This is a genomic window from Anoxybacillus ayderensis (genome assembly GCF_013761015.1).
Lineage (GTDB): Bacteria > Bacillota > Bacilli > Bacillales > Anoxybacillaceae > Anoxybacillus > Anoxybacillus ayderensis.
This window is the reverse complement of record NZ_JACDUV010000007.1, coordinates 94,159-117,952: the sequence shown is the minus strand read 5'-3', so window position 1 is coordinate 117,952 and position 23,794 is coordinate 94,159. Positions and strand designations below refer to the sequence as shown.

27 protein-coding genes are annotated in these 23,794 nt (G+C 43.1%); 1 reads left to right on the top strand and 26 read right to left on the bottom strand.

The genetic code is table 11. The features are described 5' to 3' along the window. Positions 1-10: 10 nt before the first annotated feature. The 17 genes from HNR63_RS11255 to HNR63_RS11175 all read right to left on the bottom strand — a co-directional run bounded on the left by HNR63_RS11255 (position 11) and on the right by HNR63_RS11175 (position 15,486). Positions 11-682 (bottom strand): DnaD domain-containing protein, encoded by a 672-nt coding sequence (locus HNR63_RS11255; protein WP_181520750.1) that lies wholly within the window; start codon positions 680-682, stop codon positions 11-13. Positions 683-749: 67 nt separating this feature from the next. After that, the gene (asnS, locus tag HNR63_RS11250) at positions 750-2,042 is read right to left on the bottom strand and encodes an asparagine--tRNA ligase (RefSeq protein ID WP_181520749.1); all 1,293 of its coding nucleotides are present in this window, start codon (positions 2,040-2,042) and stop codon (positions 750-752) included. A 111-nt stretch (positions 2,043-2,153) separates the two neighbouring features. Next, positions 2,154-3,341, bottom strand: coding sequence for a pyridoxal phosphate-dependent aminotransferase (locus tag HNR63_RS11245; RefSeq protein WP_181520748.1), 1,188 nt, complete (start codon positions 3,339-3,341; stop codon positions 2,154-2,156). Beyond that, the gene (locus tag HNR63_RS11240) at positions 3,338-3,826 is read right to left on the bottom strand and encodes a cell wall elongation regulator TseB-like domain-containing protein (RefSeq protein ID WP_181520747.1); all 489 of its coding nucleotides are present in this window, start codon (positions 3,824-3,826) and stop codon (positions 3,338-3,340) included. The genes HNR63_RS11245 and HNR63_RS11240 overlap by 4 nt, the downstream gene beginning before the upstream one ends. Before the next feature lie 6 nt (positions 3,827-3,832). Next, positions 3,833-4,003 (bottom strand): YpmA family protein, encoded by a 171-nt coding sequence (locus HNR63_RS11235; RefSeq protein WP_006319505.1) that lies wholly within the window; start codon positions 4,001-4,003, stop codon positions 3,833-3,835. A gap of 184 nt (positions 4,004-4,187) precedes the next feature. Continuing rightward, positions 4,188-4,928, bottom strand: a complete 741-nt coding sequence (locus HNR63_RS11230) for a ComEC/Rec2 family competence protein (protein WP_181520746.1) — start codon at positions 4,926-4,928, stop codon at positions 4,188-4,190. Between the two features lie 53 nt (positions 4,929-4,981). Beyond that, complete coding sequence (gene dinG, locus HNR63_RS11225) at positions 4,982-7,627, bottom strand: ATP-dependent DNA helicase DinG (protein WP_181520745.1); 2,646 nt, start codon at positions 7,625-7,627, stop codon at positions 4,982-4,984. 51 nt (positions 7,628-7,678) lie between these two features. After that, positions 7,679-8,062, bottom strand: coding sequence for an aspartate 1-decarboxylase (gene panD / locus HNR63_RS11220; RefSeq protein ID WP_009373643.1), 384 nt, complete (start codon positions 8,060-8,062; stop codon positions 7,679-7,681). 12 nt (positions 8,063-8,074) lie between these two features. Then, positions 8,075-8,923, bottom strand: coding sequence for a pantoate--beta-alanine ligase (panC, locus tag HNR63_RS11215; RefSeq protein WP_085788012.1), 849 nt, complete (start codon positions 8,921-8,923; stop codon positions 8,075-8,077). Between the two features lies 1 nt (position 8,924). Beyond that, positions 8,925-9,755 carry a 3-methyl-2-oxobutanoate hydroxymethyltransferase gene (panB, locus tag HNR63_RS11210; protein ID WP_181520744.1) on the bottom strand — a complete coding sequence of 277 codons (831 nt, stop codon included), beginning with the start codon at positions 9,753-9,755 and terminating at the stop codon, positions 8,925-8,927. A gap of 224 nt (positions 9,756-9,979) precedes the next feature. Beyond that, on the bottom strand, positions 9,980-10,960 hold the full coding sequence (locus HNR63_RS11205) for a biotin--[acetyl-CoA-carboxylase] ligase (RefSeq protein ID WP_181520743.1): 981 nt from the start codon (positions 10,958-10,960) through the stop codon (positions 9,980-9,982). Continuing rightward, entirely contained in the window at positions 10,930-12,123 is a 1,194-nt protein-coding gene (locus tag HNR63_RS11200) for a CCA tRNA nucleotidyltransferase (protein ID WP_181520795.1), read from the bottom strand. The genes HNR63_RS11205 and HNR63_RS11200 overlap by 31 nt, the downstream gene beginning before the upstream one ends. Beyond that, positions 12,123-13,253 (bottom strand): N-acetyl-alpha-D-glucosaminyl L-malate synthase BshA, encoded by a 1,131-nt coding sequence (gene bshA, locus HNR63_RS11195; protein WP_181520742.1) that lies wholly within the window; start codon positions 13,251-13,253, stop codon positions 12,123-12,125. The genes HNR63_RS11200 and bshA overlap by 1 nt, the downstream gene beginning before the upstream one ends. Next, entirely contained in the window at positions 13,250-13,942 is a 693-nt protein-coding gene (gene bshB1 / locus HNR63_RS11190; protein WP_181520741.1) for a bacillithiol biosynthesis deacetylase BshB1, read from the bottom strand. Before bshB1 ends, bshA begins: the two co-directional genes overlap by 4 nt. Next, positions 13,942-14,349 (bottom strand): methylglyoxal synthase, encoded by a 408-nt coding sequence (gene mgsA / locus HNR63_RS11185; protein ID WP_042535577.1) that lies wholly within the window; start codon positions 14,347-14,349, stop codon positions 13,942-13,944. The genes bshB1 and mgsA overlap by 1 nt, the downstream gene beginning before the upstream one ends. A 13-nt stretch (positions 14,350-14,362) precedes the next feature. Beyond that, positions 14,363-15,157, bottom strand: coding sequence for a 4-hydroxy-tetrahydrodipicolinate reductase (gene dapB, locus HNR63_RS11180; RefSeq protein WP_085788006.1), 795 nt, complete (start codon positions 15,155-15,157; stop codon positions 14,363-14,365). After that, positions 15,154-15,486: a nucleotide pyrophosphohydrolase gene (locus tag HNR63_RS11175; protein ID WP_181520740.1), complete on the bottom strand. Its 333-nt coding sequence runs from the start codon at positions 15,484-15,486 to the stop codon at positions 15,154-15,156. Before HNR63_RS11175 ends, dapB begins: the two co-directional genes overlap by 4 nt. Positions 15,487-15,604: 118 nt before the next feature. Between HNR63_RS11175 and HNR63_RS11170 the strand changes: the two genes are divergently transcribed. Beyond that, positions 15,605-16,465 carry a YitT family protein gene (locus tag HNR63_RS11170; RefSeq protein WP_223249751.1) on the top strand — a complete coding sequence of 287 codons (861 nt, stop codon included), beginning with the start codon at positions 15,605-15,607 and terminating at the stop codon, positions 16,463-16,465. Positions 16,466-16,487: 22 nt separating this feature from the next. Here the strand turns inward: HNR63_RS11170 and ypjB are convergent, their stop codons facing one another. The 9 genes from ypjB to aroA all read right to left on the bottom strand — a co-directional run bounded on the left by ypjB (position 16,488) and on the right by aroA (position 23,790). Next, positions 16,488-17,261, bottom strand: coding sequence for a sporulation protein YpjB (ypjB, locus tag HNR63_RS11165; protein ID WP_181520739.1), 774 nt, complete (start codon positions 17,259-17,261; stop codon positions 16,488-16,490). Between the two features lie 66 nt (positions 17,262-17,327). Next, entirely contained in the window at positions 17,328-17,897 is a 570-nt protein-coding gene (gene lhaT, locus HNR63_RS11160; RefSeq protein ID WP_181520738.1) for a lipoprotein heptaprenylglyceryl N-acetyltransferase LhaT, read from the bottom strand. A gap of 57 nt (positions 17,898-17,954) precedes the next feature. Beyond that, positions 17,955-18,722 carry a menaquinol-cytochrome c reductase cytochrome b/c subunit gene (locus HNR63_RS11155; RefSeq protein ID WP_006319470.1) on the bottom strand — a complete coding sequence of 256 codons (768 nt, stop codon included), beginning with the start codon at positions 18,720-18,722 and terminating at the stop codon, positions 17,955-17,957. A 25-nt stretch (positions 18,723-18,747) separates the two neighbouring features. Further along, positions 18,748-19,422: a menaquinol-cytochrome c reductase cytochrome b subunit gene (gene qcrB, locus HNR63_RS11150; protein WP_006319468.1), complete on the bottom strand. Its 675-nt coding sequence runs from the start codon at positions 19,420-19,422 to the stop codon at positions 18,748-18,750. Positions 19,423-19,425: 3 nt separating this feature from the next. Continuing rightward, entirely contained in the window at positions 19,426-19,935 is a 510-nt protein-coding gene (locus HNR63_RS11145) for a Rieske (2Fe-2S) protein (RefSeq protein ID WP_035019805.1), read from the bottom strand. Positions 19,936-20,064: 129 nt separating this feature from the next. Continuing rightward, positions 20,065-20,499: a YpiF family protein gene (locus HNR63_RS11140; protein ID WP_181520737.1), complete on the bottom strand. Its 435-nt coding sequence runs from the start codon at positions 20,497-20,499 to the stop codon at positions 20,065-20,067. A 105-nt stretch (positions 20,500-20,604) separates the two neighbouring features. After that, complete coding sequence (locus tag HNR63_RS11135) at positions 20,605-21,129, bottom strand: ReoY family proteolytic degradation factor (protein WP_033383409.1); 525 nt, start codon at positions 21,127-21,129, stop codon at positions 20,605-20,607. A gap of 31 nt (positions 21,130-21,160) precedes the next feature. Beyond that, complete coding sequence (locus tag HNR63_RS11130) at positions 21,161-22,414, bottom strand: tetratricopeptide repeat protein (RefSeq protein ID WP_181520736.1); 1,254 nt, start codon at positions 22,412-22,414, stop codon at positions 21,161-21,163. Between the two features lie 89 nt (positions 22,415-22,503). After that, positions 22,504-23,790, bottom strand: a complete 1,287-nt coding sequence (aroA, locus tag HNR63_RS11125) for a 3-phosphoshikimate 1-carboxyvinyltransferase (protein WP_181520735.1) — start codon at positions 23,788-23,790, stop codon at positions 22,504-22,506. Positions 23,791-23,794: the final 4 nt, after the last annotated feature.

Sequence of the window (23,794 nt, the reverse complement as noted above, 5' to 3'; positions counted from 1 at the left end):
ACCATCCTTTCTACGACTGTTCAAGCCAATTATAAATCGGAACGGTTGGTTTATATGGTTGATCTTGTTTTCCTTGGTTTTTGCGAAACTTTTTTGCATGTTGTTGCGCTTGTTCAATTGTTTTAATGCCGTTCTTTTTCCATTCAAATAAAATTCGATCAATATAACGGAAATTTAGTTTTCCAGATAATACAGCTTCTCGTAGGGCCGCTTTAATGATCGTCGGATCATGTTCATCTTGATCCATCCACATCGCTAACGTTTCACACTCCATCGGTGAAAGCGGACGGCCAAACTCATGCTCGAAAACGGTGTACAATTGTTCTTCTTGTTCTTCCTCTTGTTTTTGTCCTTGAAAAACGGTGCGAACGAGCTTTTCCCAAAGCGGATCAAGCGAATAACATTCACTTCGAATATGGTTATCCATCTGTTCTTCAATGGCTAAAAACCCTTTTTGAACGAGCTTTCTTAATTGTTGCATGCACATTTCTGGAGAAATCGTCATTCGAGCGGCAATTTCATCTGGCGTTGGAAACGAAATGCCTTGCTCAAGAAACGAATGAATGTGTAAAAGGAGCATAAACTCTGTTTCATTTAATCCAAGCGTCTTATAGTTCGTTAACAATAATCGTGGAATGGCAATGCTTCCTTCACGGAAAAAACGAATCATTTCATTATTCATATCAAACACCTCACGCCCTATTATACCATAAAACAAATCCCCCATGTGAGCACGGGGGATTTGTTCATTATGGATATAAACGATTTAATAAACGCGGGAATGGAATCGTTTCACGAACGTGTTCGACGCCGCAAATCCACGCGATTGTCCGCTCAAGACCTAATCCGAAACCAGAATGCGGCACAGAACCGTATTGACGAAGCTCTAAATACCATTTGTATGCATCAAGCGACAGTTGATGTTCTTCTAACCGTTGCTTTAATAAGTCGTAGTCGTGAATGCGCTCCGAACCGCCGATAATTTCGCCGTATCCTTCTGGAGCAATTAAATCGGCGCAAAGAACAACTTCAGGACGCTTCGGATCCGGCTGCATGTAAAACGGCTTTAATGTCGTTGGATAATGTGTAATAAATACAGGTTTATCAAAACTTTCGGCAATCGCCGTTTCATGTGGAGCACCGAAGTCATCGCCCCATTGAATGTCGTCAAACCCTTTTTCATGAAGAAGCTGAATCGCTTCATCATACGTAATGCGCGCAAATGGCGGCTTTACATTTTCTAATTTCGACGTATCACGACCGAGCGTTTTTAGCTCTAGGTGACAATGTTTTAACACCGACTGTACAATATGGGATACGTATTGTTCTTGTACTTGTAAGTTGTCTTCAAACTGATAAAACGCCATTTCCGGCTCGATCATCCAAAACTCGATTAAATGGCGACGCGTTTTTGATTTTTCGGCACGAAACGTCGGACCGAACGAAAATACTTTGCCGAGCGCCATCGCTGCTGCTTCCATATAAAGCTGGCCACTTTGAGAAAGGTACGCATCTTCATCAAAATATTTTGTATGGAACAATTCTGTCGTTCCTTCTGGCGCGCTTCCTGTTAAAATGGGTGGATCGACTTTGACAAAGCCATTTTCATTGAAAAATTCATACGTTGCCCGAATAACTTCGTTGCGAATTTTCATAATTGCATGTTGACGTTTCGAACGAAGCCATAAATGACGGTGATCCATTAAAAACTCGATCCCATGTTCTTTTGGTGTAATCGGATAATCAACAGCCATATGAATGAGTTCAATGTTTGTGACAGAAAGCTCGTATCCAAACGGCGAACGGGCATCTTCACGCACAACACCTGTGACATAGAGCGAACTTTCTTGCGTCATGCTTCTTGCCGCTTGAAAGACGTCTTCGCTCACTTGCGCTTTTTCCACGACTCCTTGAATAAAGCCTGTACCATCGCGCAATTGTAAAAAGGCAATTTTTCCGCTTGACCGTTTGTTCGCAAGCCAAGCCCCAATCGTTACTTCTTGACCTACATATTTATGTACTTCTGCAATCGTCGTTTTCACAAAAAGTCCCTCCAAAGACGTTCAACTAGTATGTACATCATCAATATTATACATTTCGACAAAAAAACGCAAGATCATCTCGCGTTCAGAAGAAAAGGCTAGTCACATCGACTAGCCGCGCGTCTTTTCACTAATAAACGTTTCAATGCGATCGAGTGCTTTATGCAGAAGATCAAGCGATGTCGCATATGATAAACGCACGTTATTTGGCGCACCGAAACCTGAACCTGGCACGAGCGCCACTTTCGCTTCTTCAAGCAACGCTTCGACAAACGCATCGACGTTTTCATATCCGGTCATCGTCGCTGCTTCTTTTGCATTCGGGAACAAGTAAAATGCTCCTTGTGGTTTCACGCAAGAAAACCCTGGAATTTGAACGAGACGATCATAAATAATGTTTAAACGTTGTTCAAACGCTTGACGCATATGTTCTACTGGCTCTTGTGGCCCGCTATATGCGGCGATTGCTGCATATTGAGCAATCGATGTTGGATTCGATGTGCTATGGCTTGCTAAGTCTGTCATGGCACGAATGATGTCGGCATCGCCTGCTGCATAACCAATTCGCCATCCTGTCATTGAATGTGATTTGGACACGCCGTTAATAATGATCGTTTGTTTTTTCAATTCCGGTGAAAGTTGCGCAATCGAAACGTGTTCATCTCCACCGTAAACGAGCTTTTCATAAATTTCATCAGAAACGATGAGAATGTCGTGGGCTAAGCATACTTCACCGAGCGCCTGTAGCTCTTCTTTCGTATAAATGACGCCCGTTGGGTTGCTTGGCGAGTTAATAATAACCGCCTTCGTCCGATTTGTTATTGCCTGTTCTAGTTGCTCCGGTGTAATTTTGAACTCGTTTTGTTCAAGCCCTTCCACATAAACAGGGACGCCACCTGCCAGTTTGACTTGCTCTGGATAGCTAACCCAATACGGCGTCGGAATAATGACTTCATCGCCTTCGTCTAAAATAACTTGAAATAGCGTATAAAGCGCATGTTTTGCTCCAACACATACGATAATTTCTGACGGTTTATAATCGAGCTGTTGATCTTGTTGAAATTTTTTTATAATCTCTTGTTTTAACGTTGCTAATCCACCAGATGGCGTATATTTTGTATGTCCGTCGTACATCGCTTTTACAGCAGCTTCCATAATATGTTGAGGCGTATTAAAATCTGGTTCACCAGCACCAAGCCCAATTACATCATGCCCTGCTGCTTTTAATTCTTTTGCTTTTGCCGTAATGGCAAGCGTTGATGACGGCGTTAATGCCGCGACGCGTTTCGCTAATTTCATACATCCTTCCCCCTCGTCAAATGATATCTTTTCAAAAAGGCCCCGTCTTCAAAACGAACGTAATAAAACGAGTAACGGTTTTGTTCGTCAATATATGTAATTTCCCAAAGCGGGATCCCTTTTTCCATTCCTAATTTTACGGAAATGACTATTTTTGGACGATACGGCTTAACGGAAGATAACGCTTGTTGTTTCGTCAGTCCTTCTGAAGCCCGATGCATCGCAGCCACTTTCCCTTTTTCTGTCACCCATACGATCCATTGTTCACCTTCATCATCTTTTCCTGTCACAATGACGTATACGTCGTTTCCTCGATACGTATATACGTCAGTCACTTGAACAATTCCTTTTTTCTCGGCTTGTTTCACCGCACGTTGCTCGCTTTCGTTTTTAGACGATACCGCATCACTATATGCATGAATATATAGCGATAACGCAGCGAACAAAACGCACGCGAAAGCAATGATTATTTTTTTCACCCTCATCCCTTCTTACGTTCGATAAATCGTAAACACGGCCTTTTCTTTATTTTCTTCATCAAGCGCGAGCCCGAACATTAAGTCTTTTTCTTTTAACGTCCGATTTAAACAATCGACAATTTTGTATAAATCTGATGAGTATTCAACTTTTACAGTAGCTAACACTTCTATTTTACTTTCCACGACCCGATCCTCCATGTGCACAAATTTTGTTACTTATATCGTTCATCGCGAACGGAAACAATACAACTACACACCGATTTTAGTGTATAAACATCTTCATTGTAGCAACGGTTTCCTACATTGGTCAATTTGAAATAAAAAAATTCCTATCGTACACACCGCGGGCCGAACGTTGGCCCTTTTTTTAAAACGTCATGACGTCATATTCGTGTAAATTACATTTCACAGCAATGACTCCGAAACGGCTCGTTTCATAGCAATCAATCCAGGCCGCATACAACCGTTCAAGCAATCGTTCATTCGGCCAACTTCCGTGCTTTTTAAAGATGATGGCCACTTGCGGATCGACATGTTTTAAAAAAGAGGTGCGCGGATAATCATTTAAACCAAAATGTGCAATTTTCAATATGTTTACATCGCTAAGTGGCATCGTCATTAATTTTCGTTCAACGTCATTGTCAGCATGCGCCATATATAAAAGGCGAAGCTGGCCGTATTGAAGCGACATCGTCACATCCCCATGGGCAATATAGAGCGGCTGCATACGAAAATGCGGAAACGGCTCATACACTTTTTGTTCTTCCCATTCATTCACAATTTTCGGACCGTACGTTTGTTTAATCCATTCTACATTCCCCACATACTCTTCATCATCGCTCGTGAGAATGAGTTCATCAATTTCAGTAATATGAAAATGTTCAAACCATCTTTTTAGTTCCCGTTCTGTATGTGGGGCACCTGTATTGAACAATATCGTCTTTCCGCTTGCATGTTTAAACAACGTCGCTTCCCCGTTACTGAGGGGCAAAAAAATGATCGCCATTTCTTCTTCTTCAAGCATCATATCAATTTTTTGAATATGCTCTCCTGTCGCAGAAGGATGCATTAAACTATTGAGTAGCAAAAATAATAACGCCCACGGCAAAACCGCCCACTCCCTTCATCTACCCCTTTTATTTTTCACCGATGAAGGGAAAATTATAGCCACTCATTTACATGTTGTAAAAGTTCCGCAAGCGGCGCATGATATACACGGATAGGCGGTAAAGACTGCAAAAAATATTTACTGTATGATGCGGTTAATACACGTTGGTCTAAAACGAAAATGATCCCGCGATCTTCTTTTGTGCGAATTAATCGTCCGAATCCTTGTTTAAAGCGCAAAATCGCTTGTGGTAACGATAAATCGTAAAATGGATTGCCCCCTTTTGAACGAATATAATCGCTTTTTGCCGCCATGACCGGATCGTCTGGTGGAGCGAAAGGTAAACGAACGATAACGACGCATGTCACTTCATCTCCCGGAAGATCTACCCCTTCCCAAAAGCTACTTGTCCCAAATAAAATGGCTTGCTCAAACTGTTGAAAATGGCGTGTTAATTTAGCTACATTGCCTCCGCTCACTCCTTGCGCAAGCAATACAAATGATTGCTCGTCATTGAGCTGTTTAGCAAATGCATACGTTTGTTTCAATAGCTCATATGACGTAAATAATACGAGCATTCGTCCTTTCGTATGTTTAGCGATGCGTATAATTTGTTGTGCCGCTTGCTCAGCGTATTGTTCAACCGTAGCGGAAGGAAACGTCGGCAAATCGGTCGGAACCATAAGCGCCGCTTGTTTTTCATACGAAAATGGCGACGGAATGGTACGTGTAAACGGATAAAAATCATCGAGACCAAGCCGTGAAATCATGAATGAAAAACGATTGTTTGTCGTTAACGTAGCCGACGTTAAAATGACGCTTCGCTTACATGAAAATAGTTGATCTGCAAAAAACTGGGCTAAATCAAGCGGCTGTGAAATAACCGTAACCGCATTGACTGCCGCTTTTGTATCTACCTCTAGCCAGCGGACGATGTCGTCATCGTCGCTCGTGAGTAAATGTTGTAACGTATATAAAACGTCTATAAACGTTGTAAAAGGTTTGACATCTTCTTTCGGAACATCGTTCATCATATGTGACAATTGCTGTACATCGCTCATAATACGCATAAGCAATTCTATCGTTCCGCTCCATTCTTTTCCGTACTCTTTCCAAGGAACGAAACGGTAACGGATGCGACCGTCCCCTTTTTGTCGGCGCAGTACGTAATGGCGAAGAGATTGAAACAGTTGATTTAGTTCATATTCTAAATCCCCAAGAAGCGAGCGAAGTGCGCCCATTTGGTGCATCGTGGCTATATCGTTCATCCGCGTCCATAATAGACGAACGTACTCATATGATACGTGCCGTCCGAAAAAATGAGCAGCGACATCTTCTAAATGATGTGCCTCATCGATAATAAGCTGTTCGTGTGGCGGCAAAAACTTTTCGTCTGCTGTTAAATCATGCATAACGAACGAGTGATTTGTAATAATCACATGCGCGTGTTTCGCTTTTTCTTTAGCGCGCACAAAAAAATCGTGTTCTTCATTTGTTTCATCGCTATGCACCTCTTCCCAAAATAGCGCGCCCCCTGCAGTTAAGTTTAATTCATCGACATCTCCTGTTTCCGTTTCCGTTAGCCAAACGAGCAATTGACATTTTGTTAAAGCAATATCATAGTTTGCATCGACATGTTTTAACGTACGGGCAAATTTTCGCACGCTCATATAGTTTCGTTTACCTTTTAACATCGCGGTCGTAAATGAAAAAGGAACGAGCTTAGCGACGCGTGGTAATTCTTTTTCAATCATTTGTTTTTGCAGCTGGATGGTATGTGTGCTAATGACGACAGGGCGCTGTTGTGTTACTGCATAAAACGCTGCAGGAAGCAAATAAGCGAGCGTTTTTCCAACGCCTGTTCCTGCTTCAATGAGCGCATGTTGACACGTTTGCAACGCTTCGTTTACGTCGATCATCATTTGCTGTTGCCCGTCGCGATATTCAAATGGCGCAACAAACGGATTTGTCGCAAGCCATTGTGAAAAAGACGGAACATGTTCATTCCGTTCTTCACGTTTCGGCAAAAACCATGCTTTTAAAGCGATTCCTTCATATTCAACGATCGATTCGTCGGTTTGAACCGTGCGTTCTTTTTTAGCAATGAAATGATTGAAAAGAGCGGTCAAATCGCTTTTTAACGGTTGGCTATGTCGGCGTAATTGCTTTAATGTCACAAGCGGTAAACGAGATAGCTTGTGAAGTAAAAAAAGAAGAAGTTGGGCAGTCGCTTCCGCGTCGTAATCGGCTTGATGTGGGCGATCGTGCGCAAGCGACAACGATTCAGCTAAATGGCTAAGCTTATAACTTGATTGTGTCGGCATGAGAAAACGTGCGAGCTCTACCGTATCTAAAAGCCGACATGTCGGTGGTTGTACGCCGCTACGAATAAATTCCTCTTGCAAAAACGCCCAATCAAAATGGACGTTATGGGCAACAAAATAAGCTCCTTCCCATTTTTCAACAAGCATCGGTGCAATATGATGAAACGAAGGAGCATCATGCACCATCGTATCATCAATGCCTGTTAGCTGTTGAATAAATGGCGGGATGTCCCGCTCAGGCTGAATGAATGTTGAAAAACGTTCGCTAACTTTGTCGCCCTCGATGACGACAAAACCAATTTGAATGATACGATCTTCTTTTTTCGGGGCATTTCCTGTCGTTTCAATATCGACGACGACAAAGCGATCATTCATATTTCTCCACCTCACATGTATAACAAATAAAAAGAGGCGGCATGGCTCCCGTTATAAAACGGTCGCCGCCGGCTCTTGAACAATAAGCTCTTTAATGCGATTATGCTCGTCCATAATCGCGATTTTCGGACGGTGTGAAGCGACTTTTTCTTCTGGTACGAGCACATATGAAATGACGATAATGACATCGTCTTTTTGAACGAGACGAGCTGCTGCTCCATTTAAACAAAACACGCCGCTCCCTCTTTCGCCTGGAATAATATATGTTTCAAATCGTGCACCGTTATTGTTATTTACAATTTGCACTTTTTCATTTGGAACCATGCCGACTGCATCTAAAATATCTTCATCGATCGTAATGCTACCAACATAGTTTAAATTCGCTTCTGTCACGCGAGCACGGTGAATTTTAGCGTTCATTAATGTGCGAAACATGATGTTTCCCCCTTATTGTACGTTCATAACGATATTATCAATCAAACGAGCGTTTGTAAACCGCACAGCGAGCGCAATAATCACATTTCCTTGCAACGTTTGAATTGGCTTTAATTCAGGATACGAATACATTTCAACATAATCAATCACACCGCTTGTATGTTGCTCGATATGGTGGACAATGGCTTGTCGTACTTTCTCTACGTTGCGTTCCCCGGCTTCGATGCATGCTTTTCCTTTTTGTAAAGCAGCATATAATGCAGGGGCTTCTTGTCGCTCACGCTCGCTTAAATACACGTTGCGCGAGCTTTTAGCAAGTCCGTCCTCTTCACGAACAGTCGGAACGGCAATTAACTCAATCGGAAAATGAAAATCCCGAATAAGCCCATCGATCACAGCGACTTGTTGTGCATCTTTCATTCCGAAATAGGCGCGATGTGGCATGACAATATGAAATAGTTTCGTCACAACCGTCGCAACACCATCAAAATGACCTGGGCGCGATTTTCCACAAAGCACATCAACGCGCTCATGCACCTTTACCGTCACAGATGGCTCGTGTGGGTACATTTCATCGACGGATGGATAAAAAACAATGTCGACACCTGCCTGTTTAGCCATTTCACAATCGCGTTCAAAATCGCGCGGATAACGATCAAAGTCTTCATTTGGTCCAAATTGGAGCGGATTGACAAAAATGCTTAAAACAACGATGTCATTTTCTTGGCGTGCTCGTTTTAATAATGCGACATGCCCTTCATGTAAATAACCCATCGTCGGTACAAAACCGATTGTTTTTCCTTTTTGTCGTTCAGCAATGATATGCGCTTGCATTTGTTCGATTTTTTCGATGATAACCACCTTATTTCCCTCCATACAATGCGATCCATTGTTGCTCGTTCATCGTAAATGATTGTTCATCGCTCGGGAATTGACGTGTTTTGACGTCAGCAACATACTCGGCAAGCGCTTGTTGCATCGTTTGTTGAACGTTCGCATATTGTTTAACAAACTTTGGCACACGGTCTACACCATATCCAAGCACATCGTGATAAACGAGCACTTGTCCGTCAGTACCAACTCCCGCTCCAATGCCAATCGTCGGAATCGTTAGTTGTTTCGTGATCGCCTCTCCAAGTTGTTTCGGCACACATTCTAACACGAGCGCGATTGCTCCTGCTTGCTCACACGCTTTCGCTTCTTCTAAAAGGCGCTTCGCACTTTCGGCATCTTTTCCTTGCACTTTATATCCTCCTAATACGCCGACCGATTGTGGCGTTAAGCCGAGATGGGCAACAACAGGAACGCCCATTTCTGTTAAAGCAGAAATGACTTGTAATACAGAACCTGCCCCTTCGACTTTCACGGCATTTGCACCGGATTGTTGCATGATCGCTTTTGCATGTTGCAAAGCGTCGTTCACGGTACTATAAGACATAAAAGGCATGTCTGTAACGATAAACGTATTCGGCGCACCACGTCGAACAGCTTTCGTATGATGAATCATCTCTTCAACGGTGACCGGGATCGTGGAGTCGTATCCTAATACGACCATGCCGAGCGAGTCGCCAACTAAAATCATATCAACACCGGCCGCTTCAGCAAGCTTGGCTGACGGATAATCATAAGCCGTCAGCATGACGATTGGCTCGTGATTTTTTTTCATGCGAAGAAAATCTAATTTTGTTTTCATATACATCCTCCTCTCATATGCAGAGGAAATGGATAAAAAAAGCCTTCTTTCTGCCAACATCGAGAAAGAAGGACTTTTTGTTTCGCTCCATCCCTCTGTCCCCGTCCGCTTCATCGGATCAAGGCAGAAACTATTTTCAACGTATCGTCGTGCGTGGTGCAGTTCTTACAAAGATACTGCCCAATTTCAACCGCTTTCATTTTAACAAACATTTCGAAATTTTCCTACTGTTTTTTTATTTCAATGTCCGCTGAGTAGACGTAATGAATCGCTCCGTCTTCTGTTTGTACTTTTAATGTTCCCGAATCTGTAATGCCAAGTGCAACACCGCGAATCGCTCCATTTAGCGTACGCGCTACAATTTGTTGACCAATCGTTACGGAATAACCTTCCCACAACAGTTTAATTGGTAAAAATCCGTGTTGTAAATATTGTTCATATAACTGTTCTAATTTTTGTAATAACGTTTGAACAATTTTCGGACGATGAAACGTTCGTCCTGTTTCGATCGCAAGCGATGTCGCAATCGGAGCAATATCGCTCGGAAATTGTGTTTGATTGACGTTCATGCCAATGCCGACGATGACCGCCCGCACTTGATCGGGATCCGCTTGCAATTCTGTTAAAATGCCCACAACTTTTTTCCCGTTGATTAATACATCGTTTGGCCATTTAATGTCCGGTACGATGTTTGTTACTTCTTGAATCGCTTGGGCAACCGCAACGGCAACTAAAAGCGTCAGCTGAGGGGCTTGTTGTGGCGGAACGGACGGACGTAAAATGACGCTCATCCAAATGCCCGTTCCTTTCGGTGAATGCCATGAACGGTTTAAACGCCCTCTTCCTGCTGTTTGTTCCTCGGCAATGACAATCGTTCCTTCTTCGGCACCTTCGTGTGCAAGTTGATGGGCTAATTGTTGCGTGGACGACACGCTTTCTTGATCGTATACGTTCCAACCAAAACGTTTCGTTTTTAACCCAAGTTGTAATTCATTCGCGTTCAGTTTGTCAGGCATTTGTTTTAGGCGATAGCCGAGCCTTCGAACAGCTTCGACCTCAAACCCTTCTTTTCTTAAGTCTTCAATATGTTTCCAAACTGCTGTTCGTGAACAACCGAGCAACTCGCTAATTTTTTGTCCCGATAAAAATGACTCGCCCGCTTCTGTAAATAGTTTTAATAGTTGTTTTCTCGTCTCTGATTGCACACCGCCCACTCCTTTAACTTCTCTTTCTCGTTTTCCACTTGACGATGCAGTACGGCACGCTCCATATTTTCAATCATTTCGGCTAACCACGGACCGGATTTTTTTTCGAATAAAGCAAGCAAATCGTGACCGTTGATCGCAAGCTCTTTCCGATCACGAATCGGCAACGCCTCCCACTGTTTCATTAACAGAGACACATGCGGTTCGTCACCATAAAGCGCTGCGCGTGTACGCTCGATATGCGGAATGTACGGTCCGTATTTATACAGGGCATCGATTGTCCAATCCGCAAGAGAACGAATATGTTCGAGCGCTTTTAAACAAATCGAAACGTCGCGAATGAGGTGGTTTGGCAATTTCCATTTTTTCAATTGCTGGTTGTCAAAATGGACGACAAATGCTAATCGCGCCCACGCTTCAATGCGATGAGCTGGCACAAATGAAGAAGCACCGAGTTGAGCAAGCTCTCCTTTTTTTGTCGCAAGCTCAGGCAAGTACAAAAATAAATTCGTTTCCATTAAAAGCTCGATCGCTTTAGACATGAACGGGCCGAGCAACAACTTTTCGAATTCAACGGCAACGCGCTCAACTGCAATATGTTGCAATAAATGACCGTATTGCATGATCGCTTGTTTTGTCTCTGTTGATAAAGAAAAGCCGAGCTGACTAACAAATCGAAGCGCGCGCATCATTCGCAACGCATCTTCGTTAAATCGCTCTGCGGCATCGCCAACCGTTTCGATGATGCGTCGTTTTAACGCTTCGATTCCGCCAAACGGATCGATCATCTCACCGTGTTCATTCATCGCAATGGCGTTCATCGTAAAATCCCGCCGCTGCAAATCTTCATAAAGAGAACGAACAAACGTGACGTCTTTCGGTCTTCGATAATCTTCGTAACGCCCCTCTTTTCGAAATGTCGTCACTTCATATGAAATGCCGCGCTCAATAACCATCACTGTTCCGTGAGCAATACCAACAGGGACGGTTTTCGGGAAGATGGCCATCACTTCTTGCGGATGGGCGGATGTCGCAATATCAATATCTCCGATTGGTCTTTGCAATATATAGTCACGAACGGCACCGCCGACAAAATACGCTTCATGCCCGTGACGTTTTAATGTTTCAATGACAGAAAGCGCCTGTCGAAATTGTTCGTTCATCATTCATCCCCTTTAAGTTGAAAATAAATATGTTCATATTGTGCCACAATTCGCTCGGAATAAAATTTTTCATACACCGTTTCGTACGCCTTTTGTCCCATCGTTTCCCGAAGATCTTCATCCGTCAATAAGCGAACCGTGTGACGCGCCGCTTCATTTATATCACCGAGCGCACATAAAAAGCCGTTTGTTCCATCTTCAATCACTTCAGGAATGCCGCCAATCGCCGTTCCTACACAAGGAACGCGACAAGCCATCGCTTCAAGCAAGACGAGACCGAAACTTTCTTTTTCTGACAATAACAATTTTACATCGCTCATGGAATATAACTCGGCTAAGTTTTCTTGTTTTCCTAAAAAACGAACGTGATCGCATAGTTTTAATTCTTTTACAAGGCGACAAACGACCGTCATTTCCGGTCCGTCGCCGACAAGAAGCAGTTTCGCAGGGACTTGTTTCACGACGAGCGCAAACGTGCGAACGACATCGCATACCCGCTTCACTTTACGAAAATTCGAAACGTGAATGACGACTTTTTCATGTGGGGCGATGCCGTATTGACGACGAAGTTCATCATTTCGCTGTTTGCTGTATACACGTTCATCAACGAAGTTGTACACCGTTTGAATTGGCTTTTGTACGTCAAGTAGCTCATACGTTTGAATCGCTAACGCATTCGATACCGCCGTTACAACATCTGATTGTTCAATGCCAAACTTAATTAAGTCGCTTAATGACGGGTCGTATCCAAGAACGGTAATATCTGTCCCGTGTAGCGTCGTCACAATTTTTAAATGGTCGCCAACCATTTGTTTTGCTAAAAAGGCGCAAAGGGCGTGCGGAACAGCGTAATGTGCATGAATGATATCTAGCTGTTCCCGCTTCGCCACTTCCGCGATTTTACTCGCCAACGCTAAATCGTATGGCGGATATTGAAATACAGAATACTGATTGACTGTCACTTCATGATAATAAATGTTTGGATACACTTTATTTAGCCGAAACGGAATGCTTGAAGAAATAAAATGAATATCATGACCGCGTTCGGCAAGCATTTTTCCTAATTCCGTCGCAACGACTCCAGAGCCGCCGACTGACGGATAACAAACAATTCCTATTTTCAGTTTCATCGTTCTTCCCCTAACAAGTCATGTGCAAGTATAAGTGGTTTTTTCGAAATAAATCCTTCCGCAAACGAAACACCAACTTCTTTTCCGAACAATCGCTCGCGGCTTTCAACGGTTTCAATATAGCCGTTTGTTAACGGCGTGTCAACTGAACCGCTCATTCGTTCAAACTGACTTTCATATGCTCGTAAACTCGCCAATTTTTTGTCGATCGTATCGCTAATATCAACGACAAAATGAGGGCGATGAAATCCGTTAATCATATAAAAATAAACCGCTTGCACGCGATGAGGAGGAAGTTCTCCGTAACGGCGAATGGCGGCTGAAAATACCGCTTCTTCTACTAACTTCGCACATTGTCCATGATCGGGATGGCGATCTTCCCAATATGGTGCAAATACGATGCGCGGCCGATACGTACGAATGACAGTCACGATCGGATCAATATGCTCCTTTTGGATCGTTAATCCGCGATCAGGAAGTTGTAGCTGTATACGCGTGCGAACGCCGAGAATGTCGGCTGCCCGCTTTGCCTCTTGTTGCCGAATATGTACGGTTCCGTTCGATGAAAGTTCTGCTAGCGTCAAATCACATATGCCGATGTCATATCCTTGTTGGGCGTATTTCGCAATCGTCCCGCCCATTCCGATCTCTACGTCGTCCGGATGGGCGCCAAACGCTAACATATGCATTATTGTTTTCCTCTCTTCACAATATTTCGCCATGCAAAATCGCCGCGCTCTAAACCGTGTATGAGCACCTCAGCTGTTCCCATGTTCGTCGCTAACGGAATGGCATACACGTCACAAAGGCGAATGAGCGCGCTCACATCCGGTTCATGTGGTTGGGCAGTCAATGGATCGCGAAAAAAAATCACCATATCCATATCGTTATTTGCAATCATCGCACCAATTTGTTGATCGCCGCCAAGCGGGCCGGATTGGAAACGATGGACAGAAAGCCCTGTCGCTTCTTGAATGCGCAATCCTGTCGTACCTGTCGCATATAACTCATGTTCCGCTAAAATATGTTGATAAGCTGTCACAAATTGGACCATGTCTTCTTTTTTCTTGTCGTGCGCAATTAATGCAATTTTCATTGTCCTCGCCTCCTTATTCAATTAAATGCTCTAATCCATATACGAGCGTTTCTAGCTTCATGACCGTTTCAACAGCAAAGCGAACGCCTGACATAAACGATGCGCGGTTAAACGAATCGTGACGAATCGTAAGCGTCTGTCCATCGCCACCAAAAATGACTTCTTGATGCGCCACAAGTCCCGGCAAGCGAACGCTATGAATGCGCATGCCATCATATAATGCACCGCGGGCACCTTCAATCGTCTCTTTTTCAGCATGATGCCCTTGCATAAACGAAGAGCGTACTTGCTGAATAAGCTGAGCTGTTTTTAACGCTGTCCCTGATGGGGCATCAAGCTTTTGATCGTGATGAAGTTCAATGATTTCTACGTGAGGAAAATATTTGGACGCCATTTGTGCAAATTTCATCATTAAAACGGCACCGATCGCAAAGTTTGGCGCAATGATTGCACCTATTTTTTTCTCTTCAGCGACTTGTGTTAAACGTGCGATATCATCTTCTGTAAATCCCGTCGTACCAACAACAGGCCGAACACCATAGCGCAATGCGATTTCTGTATGACGTTTTCCGACTTCTGGCGTCGTTAAATCGATCACTACATCCGCTTGCACCGTTTGCAAGCACCGTTCTAAATCGGTAAAAATCGGCGCCTCTATCGCAGGAAAGCCGTCAAGTTCCGCTAACGTTTTTCCTTCATTCATTCGATCTACAACTGCCACGAGTTGAAAATGTTCTGTATGATGAACGAGAGAAACAGCTTCCCGTCCCATTCGTCCACGTGGTCCAGCAATGACAATTCGAATCATCGTTCCTCTTCCTTTCTTGTCCAACGATCGCGGTCTCGCGTTTGAAATTTATGCATGACTGCATCATGTGCCTCTTGTAAATCGATATGTAACGAATTCGCCATACATATAAGTACAAACAATAAATCGCCTAGTTCTTCTTGAATCGTTTTTTCTTGTTCCGTTTTCTTTTTTGGTTTTTCTCCATAGTAATGGTTGACTTCACGAGCGAGCTCCCCCAATTCTTCTGTTAAACGAGCGATCATCGCCAGCGGACTAAAATACCCTTCTTTAAACTGTCCGATGTATGCATCGACTTCTTGTTGTAGTTGCCTCATCGTTTTCTCCATTGCGATCACCTCTTACATTCATGTTAGCCAAAAGTGGGACATTTGACAAATGTTTTTGACGGGTATGCTGACATTCCTCTATAATAAAAAACGCAGTCATATTCAAGGGGTGAAGTTAATGAAGCTAAAAAACATAGCATTTATTTTACTAGGATCGGCTATTTTTGCATTTGGACTTGTCCATTTCAATATGGAAAATAAATTAGCGGAAGGCGGGTTTACAGGGATTACGCTTCTTTTATACTTTTTGTTCGGGATCGATCCTTCGATTTCGAACTTAGTGTTAAATATTCCTCTCTTTTTTATCGGTTGGAAATTGCTCGGGAGAACGACGTTTTTTTATACGATTCTCGGAACGGTTAGTTTATCTGTCTTTCTTTGGATTTTTCAACGATACGGATTTCACATTCCGTTAAATAACGATCTCACGTTAGCTGCGTTGTTTGCGGGGGTGTTTATCGGAGTTGGTCTCGGGATTATTTTCCGCTATGGAGGAACAACAGGCGGTGTCGATATTATCGCTCGACTCGTTTATAAATATAAAGGCATTAGTATGGGAAAAACGATGTTTCTATTTGACTCGTGCGTCATTTTTCTCTCATTGCTTACGTATTTACCTTATCGTGAAGGGATGTATACGCTCGTTGCGGTGTTTGTCGGTGCGCGCGTTATCGACTTTTTACAAGAAGGAGCATATGCAGCAAAAGGGGCAACAATTATTTCTGAAAAAAGCGACTTAATTTCCGAAAAAATTATGACAGAAATGGAACGAGGGGTTACGATTTTAAAAGGAATCGGCTCTTACACAAAACGCGAGCGCGATGTTTTATATTGCGTTGTAGCGAAAAACGAATTATCCCGTTTAAAATCAATTATTACGTCCGTCGACCCGTATGCATTCGTTGCGATTAGCGATGTGCATGATGTGCACGGGGAAGGATTTACGTTAGATGAAAATAAACAACCGCTACATGAATAAAAGCGTCCGACGTTGGACGCTTTTATTGTTTATCCCTTACCATTTTTCGTTCTTTTTCACCACGGTATTTCCGCCAACCGACATACGTTAACGTCATCACGATCATGCCACCGATCGACGTCATCACCCACCAAAGTGAAGGGAGTGCCGTTTCTTTTTTTCCATCCGCAAACAACGCTTGCAAATCTTCTTCCATTTGCCGCAACTCTTTCATTCGCTCCGTTGCATGCAGTTGACGAAAAGCGGGTGCTTCCAAAAGGGAAATATGGGCAGATACACGTTGTACTTGTTCACGATCAGCGTTAATTTTCACGCTCGGTTCAATGAGTTGGTACCGTTGTAAAAATTGATGAAACGCCTGTTGAAACGATTGCTCGTCTTCTTGCTCCATCGCTTGCTTCATCTTGTCAAACGCGGACATGACAGCGTCTTTCATTTCTTTCCAAAGCGGTTGATGTTTGGCGTGAACAGCATCCACCGCAAGCCGAAATTGCGTCAATTGGTTAATTCGTTGTTCCATCGGTACACTCGATGCTGTGACCGCTTTCAACGCTTCTTCGTGTGTAGCTGTTAACACATATATGACATCCATCGAATGAATATCTTCACGAAATAAAGTGAATTGTTGTTCAAAGTATTCCAATAACTGCTTTGCTTCTTGCAAGCGGTCATTTTTTGTTAGCTGAAGCGCTTCGTCAGAAATTTGATCTAGTTTGTCCCATTCATGACCGGTTGCATATACTGTATACGGAAATAAATAAATGATGATAAACATCACGACGAGTCGAATGCGCATCTCCTTGTCCCTCCTTACGATCTTACTATTGAATATATGACCGTAAAAAGAGACATAGACCATGATTTATCGCCGACGTGAAAAAATGTAAGCCACAGCAATCGAAACGATGCTTAGCCAAAACGTAAAATAGCCGATTTGTAACGTATATTGCGCTAACATATGATATTGCGGCATCATGCCAAACACGTAATCGATGACGTCGTTATGCAACGTCCAAATCGCTGCGACAACAACATGAACGAACGACATTCGATAGTGTGGAGCATACAACAACGCTTGCGCCGCCATCGCTCCGTGCGATATGACGAGCATCCATCCTGCCCAACCGAGCTGTCCCGTCACAACAAATACAAGCATATTCATCACAACCGCCCAAATGCCATATTTCACAAGCGTCACAACGGCTAACGCTTCCATAAACGGCCAATGCGTATGACGAAGCCATGCCATTAAAACAAATACGAAAAATAAACTCGCTGTCGGACTATCTGGAACAAACGGAAGAAAGATCGTTGGCGTTTCCGACAATTGTGGTCCGTACCATATGTAGCCGTAAATCGTTCCAATGACATTTACGATCAACAAAAGCATAAGAAACGAGCGATGCATTAACAAAGTACGTATGTGTAGCATATATTGACCTCCCATATGTACAAAAAAGCTGACTGATGTTCAGTCAGCTTTTACAAATTATTCTGCTTTTAAACCGGCGACAAACTCTGCAAGTTTTTGCAATTCTTCATCTGTGCCTTTGAAAATACCAGCTGGCATGCCACCTTTACCATTTTTCGCGATGTTAGCAATTTCTTCTGGGGATAATCCTGTGCCAACGAGCGATGGTGCCGCCGGACCTCCTTGCAAGTTTTCACCGTGACATGTTAAACATGTATTTGCTTCTAAAATTTTATATCCTTCTGCATTTTTGTCAATGTCTACTTCCGCACGAATTTTTCCTTGTTCAGCCGCTGCTTCCCAGTCGTGCGTGACAACAGATTCCCATGTTAAGAAAATGATTGCCGCAAGCGTAAGCAACATCATTCCGACAGCAACTGGACGTTTTGATGGACGACGCTCTGGACCACGATCTAAAAACGGTGCAAGCAATAACGCACCAAATGCAAGTCCAGGAATAATAATCGCTCCAACAACTGTATATGGACCAGATGCAAATGAGTACTTCAATAGTTGGTATAAGAATAAGAAGTACCAGTCTGGAAGCGGAATATAACTTGTATCTGTCGGATCCGCAATTCGCTCAAGCGGCGACGGATGCGCAACGGTTAAACATAAAAAGCCGATTAAAAAGACGGAGCCGACCATCCATTCTTTTAATAAAAAGTTCGGCCAAAACGCCTCTGTTTTCCCCGGATATTCGGAATAGTCTTTCGGAATGTTCGGCTTGCGCATTGCAGGTACGCGCGAGTCGCCGACAAATTTCATCCCTTTTCCGCGATGCATAGCGTTCCCTCCCTTATGCTAAATTTTACAGTGGACCAGAAATTCCTTGTTTTCGAATCATTAAGAAGTGTGCAGCCATTAATCCTAATAACGCTCCAGGCAAGAAGAAGACGTGAATGGCAAAGAAGCGCGTCAACGTTTGTGCCCCAACGATTTCGTGATGACCTGCTAATAACGTTTTAATCGCTGGACCGATTACTGGTGTCGCTTCAGCAATTTGCAATCCTACTTTTGTCGCAAAGAGCGCTTTCATATCCCAAGGTAATAAGTATCCTGTGAAACCAAGACCCATCATGACCATAAAAATAAGTACGCCAACGATCCAGTTTAATTCACGTGGCTTTTTGTAAGCACCTTGGAAAAATACGCGCAACGTATGTAAAAACATCATCACGATAACGAGACTTGCTCCCCAGTGATGCATGCCGCGCACAATTTGTCCAAAGGCTACTTCGTTTTGTAAGTAATAAACAGATTCCCAAGCGTTTTTAATATCTGGTACGTAATACATCGTTAAAAACATACCAGATAAAATTTGAATGACTGTCACGAAAAATGTTAATCCACCAAAGCAGTAAACAAAGGCAGAAAAGTGATGCGCAGGGTTTACGTGCTCTGGCACTTCATGGTCTGCGATATCGCGCCACAAAGGCGTAATATCTAGCCGTTCGTCAACCCAATCATAAATCTTATTAAGCATGTATTACGCCTCCCCTCGTGGTTTCGCTTTCCCTAAATACAACGTGCCATCTTTTACTTCGTATTCGTAACGGTCTAACGGAGCTGGTGGTGGCGTGTTTGGCACGTTCGTTCCGTCCTTTTCATATAAACCGTAGTGACAAGGACAGAAGAAACGGTTCGGATTGCTTTTGTCACCATTCCAGTTCACCGTACAGCCAAGATGTTTACAAATTGGTGATAGCGCAACGATATCCCCTTTTTCATCTTTAAATACCCAAGCCGATCTTGGCTCTTCTGATTCGTACCACGCGTCTTTTACTTTTACTTTAAAGTCAAAGCGCTGTGGCTCTGTCGTAATGTCTTTCACTTGGGCAACCGCAACCATATCTTGCCCAGCTTCTTCTTTCAAGATTGGATCTAAGGCGAAGCGTACCATCGGTGATAAAATGCCAGCCGCCATAAATCCGCCTACACCTGTTAACGTGTAGTTTAAAAATTGCCGTCTTGACACGCGATGCTTTTTCTCGCTCATCGTTTTCCCCCCTCTATGCGAAGTTAAGTCCATCCGGACGAATTGTTATAACACATATATAAAACTAGGACAACCTAATGATATATCATGTTTTCACCAAGGTCAATATAATGATAGTGTAAACGCTATCTAATTTTTTAACGTCCATTTTGCGACTAACGCATCCATTACTTGTTCCACTTGTTGACGAACAACTTTTTGCTTATATGCTTCATCTGCATGTTCAAGCGGAAGCGCTGGTACATAAATAAACGAATCATCAGCAATGTCCGCATGTGAAGTGACAAAACATACATGTTGAAATCCCGCTTGTTTAAGCACGTTTGTCCATTCATGCACGCGCGCTTGTATTTGTTCTTGCACGAAATATGTCAATGGTGGAAATAACATCACCCTCCCTTTAAACTGTCGTTCTACTTCATTTGTAATAAACAACGTATGCTCGCTCATTTCAGCAAACGCTTTCATATTTGTGCTTCCTATCGGTATGCACGGAACGAGCGCTGTATCAACATACTCTTTTGCTTGATGATACGCATCTACATCTTTTGCTGTCCATTTCATTGAAACCACTCCTTATGTTTCCATCTTACACGAAACGCATATGTATTTTTTTGAACATTTTGTGAAAAATATATGCATCGTAAAAAGCGTTGCGAAACCACGAGGTTAACGCAACGCTTTTAATTGTTCGGTCAGCTCGCGAAATTTTTGTTCATCTTGCTGATCAAGCGCCTCGTCAATTAATCGCATAATTTTTTGCCGTTGAAAATGTTGAATCGATTGATGAACGATTGTTTCTACCAGTTGTTCATCTTGTTTATTCACCCGTTTTGGCATGTACGGGTTTTCTTCAAGCACCGCCACATATTGTGGCGAATGAAAGGCCCCACGAAAGTTTAGTTGAATGAAAATATCTTCATCGCGGTTTAACCGAATGTCATGAAACGATTTTTCTGCATCCGTCGTGATGACGTTTTGCTTATAAAACCGAAACGGTACGTCGTCTACACAATGCGTCGACATCATCATGCCGCGCGGGCAATATTCAGCATGTTCTACAAAATGCACTTTTTCCATCAGCGCATCATGGCTAAGTAAATAGTTTAAAATCCATACGCATTCGCGCCGTTTTAATTGGTAATTGTTTAAAAACCAGCGCACGAACTCTTTTTTCTCCCGAACGGAAACCATTCCCTTCCCCCCTTGCATCCGAATGACATCTTCATTCAAATTGCAACATCATGTGGGCAATCTCTTCGTTTGTCGGATCAATACGCAATAGTTGTTCAAATATGTCTTTCGCCCTTTCTCTTCTTCCCTCCTCAAATAAAAAATAGCCAAAATCATATAAAAAGTTTGGGTCATCTTTAAAAAAAGTATATGCCTCTTCATAATGATTTAATGCCTGATCATACATTTCAAGCTTTTGCTTCGCTTTCGCAAGCTCCCACTCAAATTGCGGATCGTATTCCCCTTGATCGAGCGCTTGTTGAATGATACGAACGACATCTTCGTACCGTTCTTCGTGAAACAACAAGCTTGTCTGTATGAACAACGCTTCTAAATAGCCCGGATCGATATGAAGCGCTTGTTCGATATACCCGATCGCTTCTTCCCGCTTCCCAAGCTTCAATGCAATTTTTCCAGCATATACAAGCAATTCTTTATTCCATTCATCAATCGTTAACCCTTCTTTTGCTATTTCGTAACTTTGTTGTATATCTCCTTCTTGTTCATACGATTTTGCTAAAAATAAATAAAGCGGCACGTATTCGCGGTCAAGCGCCTTTAACTCACTTAGTTTGGCAATCGCTGTTTTATATGCTTCCGCTTGATATGCCGTAAATCCGTATTGGAATAACGTGTGAGCATCGAAACGTTCATTTAATGCTTGTTCATAATAAACCATCGCTTGTTCAAATTCACCTAGCAAACTGTATGCTTCCGCCATGCGCTGGGCGATTACTGTACCTGCCATCATTTTTGCTTGCTTCATGACTTTCTCATAATACGGCAAGCTTTTTTGATATTGTCCGCTCGTGAAATATAGCTCAGCTAACGCAAATTGAACAAGTGGTTCGTTTGGCATTTTTTCGTACGCTTTTAATAGTTTTTGTTCACTTACTTCATCTAACCCTTGCATTTGATAAAGATCCGCCATTAACAAGCATGCGCGCACGTAATACGGATCGTCTTCTTCTATATCAATCAACAACTCAAGCGCTTCTTCCTCTTTATCCATTTCTGTATATATTTCTGCTAAAAAAAGTTGCAGTTCACGTTCATCTGGATAGCGCGCAAGCAACATGTGAACGAGCGCTTCCGCTTCTTCTAACAACCCCCATGAAAACAATTGATCGGCTAACATATATCGCTCTTCATCGCTTCCGTTTTGTTTCACTTCCTCCGCAAGCGCTAACGCGCGTTCAACGTCACCTTGCTCAACAAGTTGCACGATTTCATCTAGTTTTCCCATCAATCTCACCCTTATCATTCATATCGTCACGCTTTATCATACCATCGAACAAATAAGCATGCAAAAAAAGAAGCTGATCCATGATCGAATCAGCTTTGTAATATGCGGAGATGGTCAAAAAACGTCGGATATGACACTGCAATCGCTTCCGGACGTTGAAGAGTAACATGTCCTTTTGTGATGCACGATGCGATCGCTAACATCATGCCGATGCGATGGTCGCCATAACTATCGACGAGAACATCGTTCGCATGCAGCGGCGTTTTCCCATGAATAATCATTCCGTCTTCTGTTGCTTCAATGTGTGCGCCAAGCTTTCGCAATTCAGACACGACCGTCGCAATTCGATCTGTCTCTTTCACTTTCAACTCGTTCGCATCTGTAATGACTGTCGTTCCTTCTGCTTGCGTTGCCAAAAGAGCAATGATTGGAATTTCATCAATTAATCGCGGAATGATGTCACCACCAATATGCGTTGCCTTTAACGTCGATGTGCGAACAGTGATGTCAGCTACCGGTTCACTTTCTTCGTGGCGAACATTTTCGATGGAAACGTCTGCTCCCATGTCTTTTAACACATCAATAATCCCTGTGCGCGTCGGGTTTATTCCGACATGCTTTAGCGTAATTTCGCTGTTTGGAACGATCGCACCAGCGACTAAAAAGAAAGCTGCTGAAGAAATATCCCCTGGCACTTCTATATCGATCGCGCGAAGCGTTTGCCGTCCTGTAATAGAAACGCTCAATCCATCCACGCGCACATCTGCACCAAATGCCCGCAACATTCGCTCAGTATGATCGCGCGACTGATGTGGTTCGATCACGGTCGTCGTTCCGTCCGCATGCAAACCTGCAAGCAAAATGGCCGATTTCACTTGCGCGCTTGCCACTGGGGAATGATATGTGATTGGCTGGAGTTGTCCACCACGAATCGCTAACGGTGTGTATCGTCCTTGTTCCCTTCCATCGATGTGTGCGCCCATTTGTTTTAACGGTTTTGTCACACGATCCATCGGCCGTTTAGCGATCGAATCATCCCCAATTAAACAAGCATGGAACGGACAAGCAGCTAAAATGCCTAACAGTAAACGTGTCGTTGTACCTGAGTTACCGACGTTTAATATATGTGTAGGCTCTTTTAAACCGTCAATTCCTTTTCCTTCAATGATCACTTCATTTCCTTGTTGCGTAATGGCTACACCCATTTTCCGAAAACAATCGATTGTACTTAAACAATCTTCCCCTGTTAAAAAGTTTGTCACCCGTGTCGTTCCATTCGCCAATGCTCCAAACATAACGGCACGATGGGAAATAGACTTATCACCTGGAACAGCAATTTCTCCTCGTAACGCATGGATATTTGTTTTTAAATTCACAATT

Coding starts and splice junctions, on each gene's coding strand:
- bshA (WP_181520742.1), bottom strand. CDS start 13,253: ATGAAACTGAAAATAGGAATTGTTTGTTATCCGTCAGTCGGCGGCTCT.
- HNR63_RS11255 (WP_181520750.1), bottom strand. CDS start 682: ATGAATAATGAAATGATTCGTTTTTTCCGTGAAGGAAGCATTGCCATT.
- HNR63_RS11200 (WP_181520795.1), bottom strand. CDS start 12,123: ATGAACGAACAATTTCGACAGGCGCTTTCTGTCATTGAAACATTAAAA.
- dinG (WP_181520745.1), bottom strand. CDS start 7,627: ATGAATGATCGCTTTGTCGTCGTCGATATTGAAACGACAGGAAATGCC.
- bshB1 (WP_181520741.1), bottom strand. CDS start 13,942: ATGCATATGTTAGCGTTTGGCGCCCATCCGGACGACGTAGAGATCGGA.
- HNR63_RS11170 (WP_223249751.1), top strand. CDS start 15,605: ATGAAGCTAAAAAACATAGCATTTATTTTACTAGGATCGGCTATTTTT.
- HNR63_RS11140 (WP_181520737.1), bottom strand. CDS start 20,499: ATGAAATGGACAGCAAAAGATGTAGATGCGTATCATCAAGCAAAAGAG.
- HNR63_RS11245 (WP_181520748.1), bottom strand. CDS start 3,341: ATGAAATTAGCGAAACGCGTCGCGGCATTAACGCCGTCATCAACGCTT.
- HNR63_RS11240 (WP_181520747.1), bottom strand. CDS start 3,826: ATGAGGGTGAAAAAAATAATCATTGCTTTCGCGTGCGTTTTGTTCGCT.
- HNR63_RS11130 (WP_181520736.1), bottom strand. CDS start 22,414: ATGGGAAAACTAGATGAAATCGTGCAACTTGTTGAGCAAGGTGACGTT.
- dapB (WP_085788006.1), bottom strand. CDS start 15,157: ATGATTCGAATTGTCATTGCTGGACCACGTGGACGAATGGGACGGGAA.
- HNR63_RS11155 (WP_006319470.1), bottom strand. CDS start 18,722: ATGCATCGCGGAAAAGGGATGAAATTTGTCGGCGACTCGCGCGTACCT.
- HNR63_RS11145 (WP_035019805.1), bottom strand. CDS start 19,935: ATGAGCGAGAAAAAGCATCGCGTGTCAAGACGGCAATTTTTAAACTAC.
- panD (WP_009373643.1), bottom strand. CDS start 8,062: ATGTTTCGCACATTAATGAACGCTAAAATTCACCGTGCTCGCGTGACA.
- HNR63_RS11135 (WP_033383409.1), bottom strand. CDS start 21,129: ATGGTTTCCGTTCGGGAGAAAAAAGAGTTCGTGCGCTGGTTTTTAAAC.
- panB (WP_181520744.1), bottom strand. CDS start 9,755: ATGAAAACAAAATTAGATTTTCTTCGCATGAAAAAAAATCACGAGCCA.
- lhaT (WP_181520738.1), bottom strand. CDS start 17,897: ATGCTACACATACGTACTTTGTTAATGCATCGCTCGTTTCTTATGCTT.
- HNR63_RS11175 (WP_181520740.1), bottom strand. CDS start 15,486: ATGGAGAAAACGATGAGGCAACTACAACAAGAAGTCGATGCATACATC.
- ypjB (WP_181520739.1), bottom strand. CDS start 17,261: ATGCGCATTCGACTCGTCGTGATGTTTATCATCATTTATTTATTTCCG.
- mgsA (WP_042535577.1), bottom strand. CDS start 14,349: ATGAAAATTGCATTAATTGCGCACGACAAGAAAAAAGAAGACATGGTC.
- qcrB (WP_006319468.1), bottom strand. CDS start 19,422: ATGCTTAATAAGATTTATGATTGGGTTGACGAACGGCTAGATATTACG.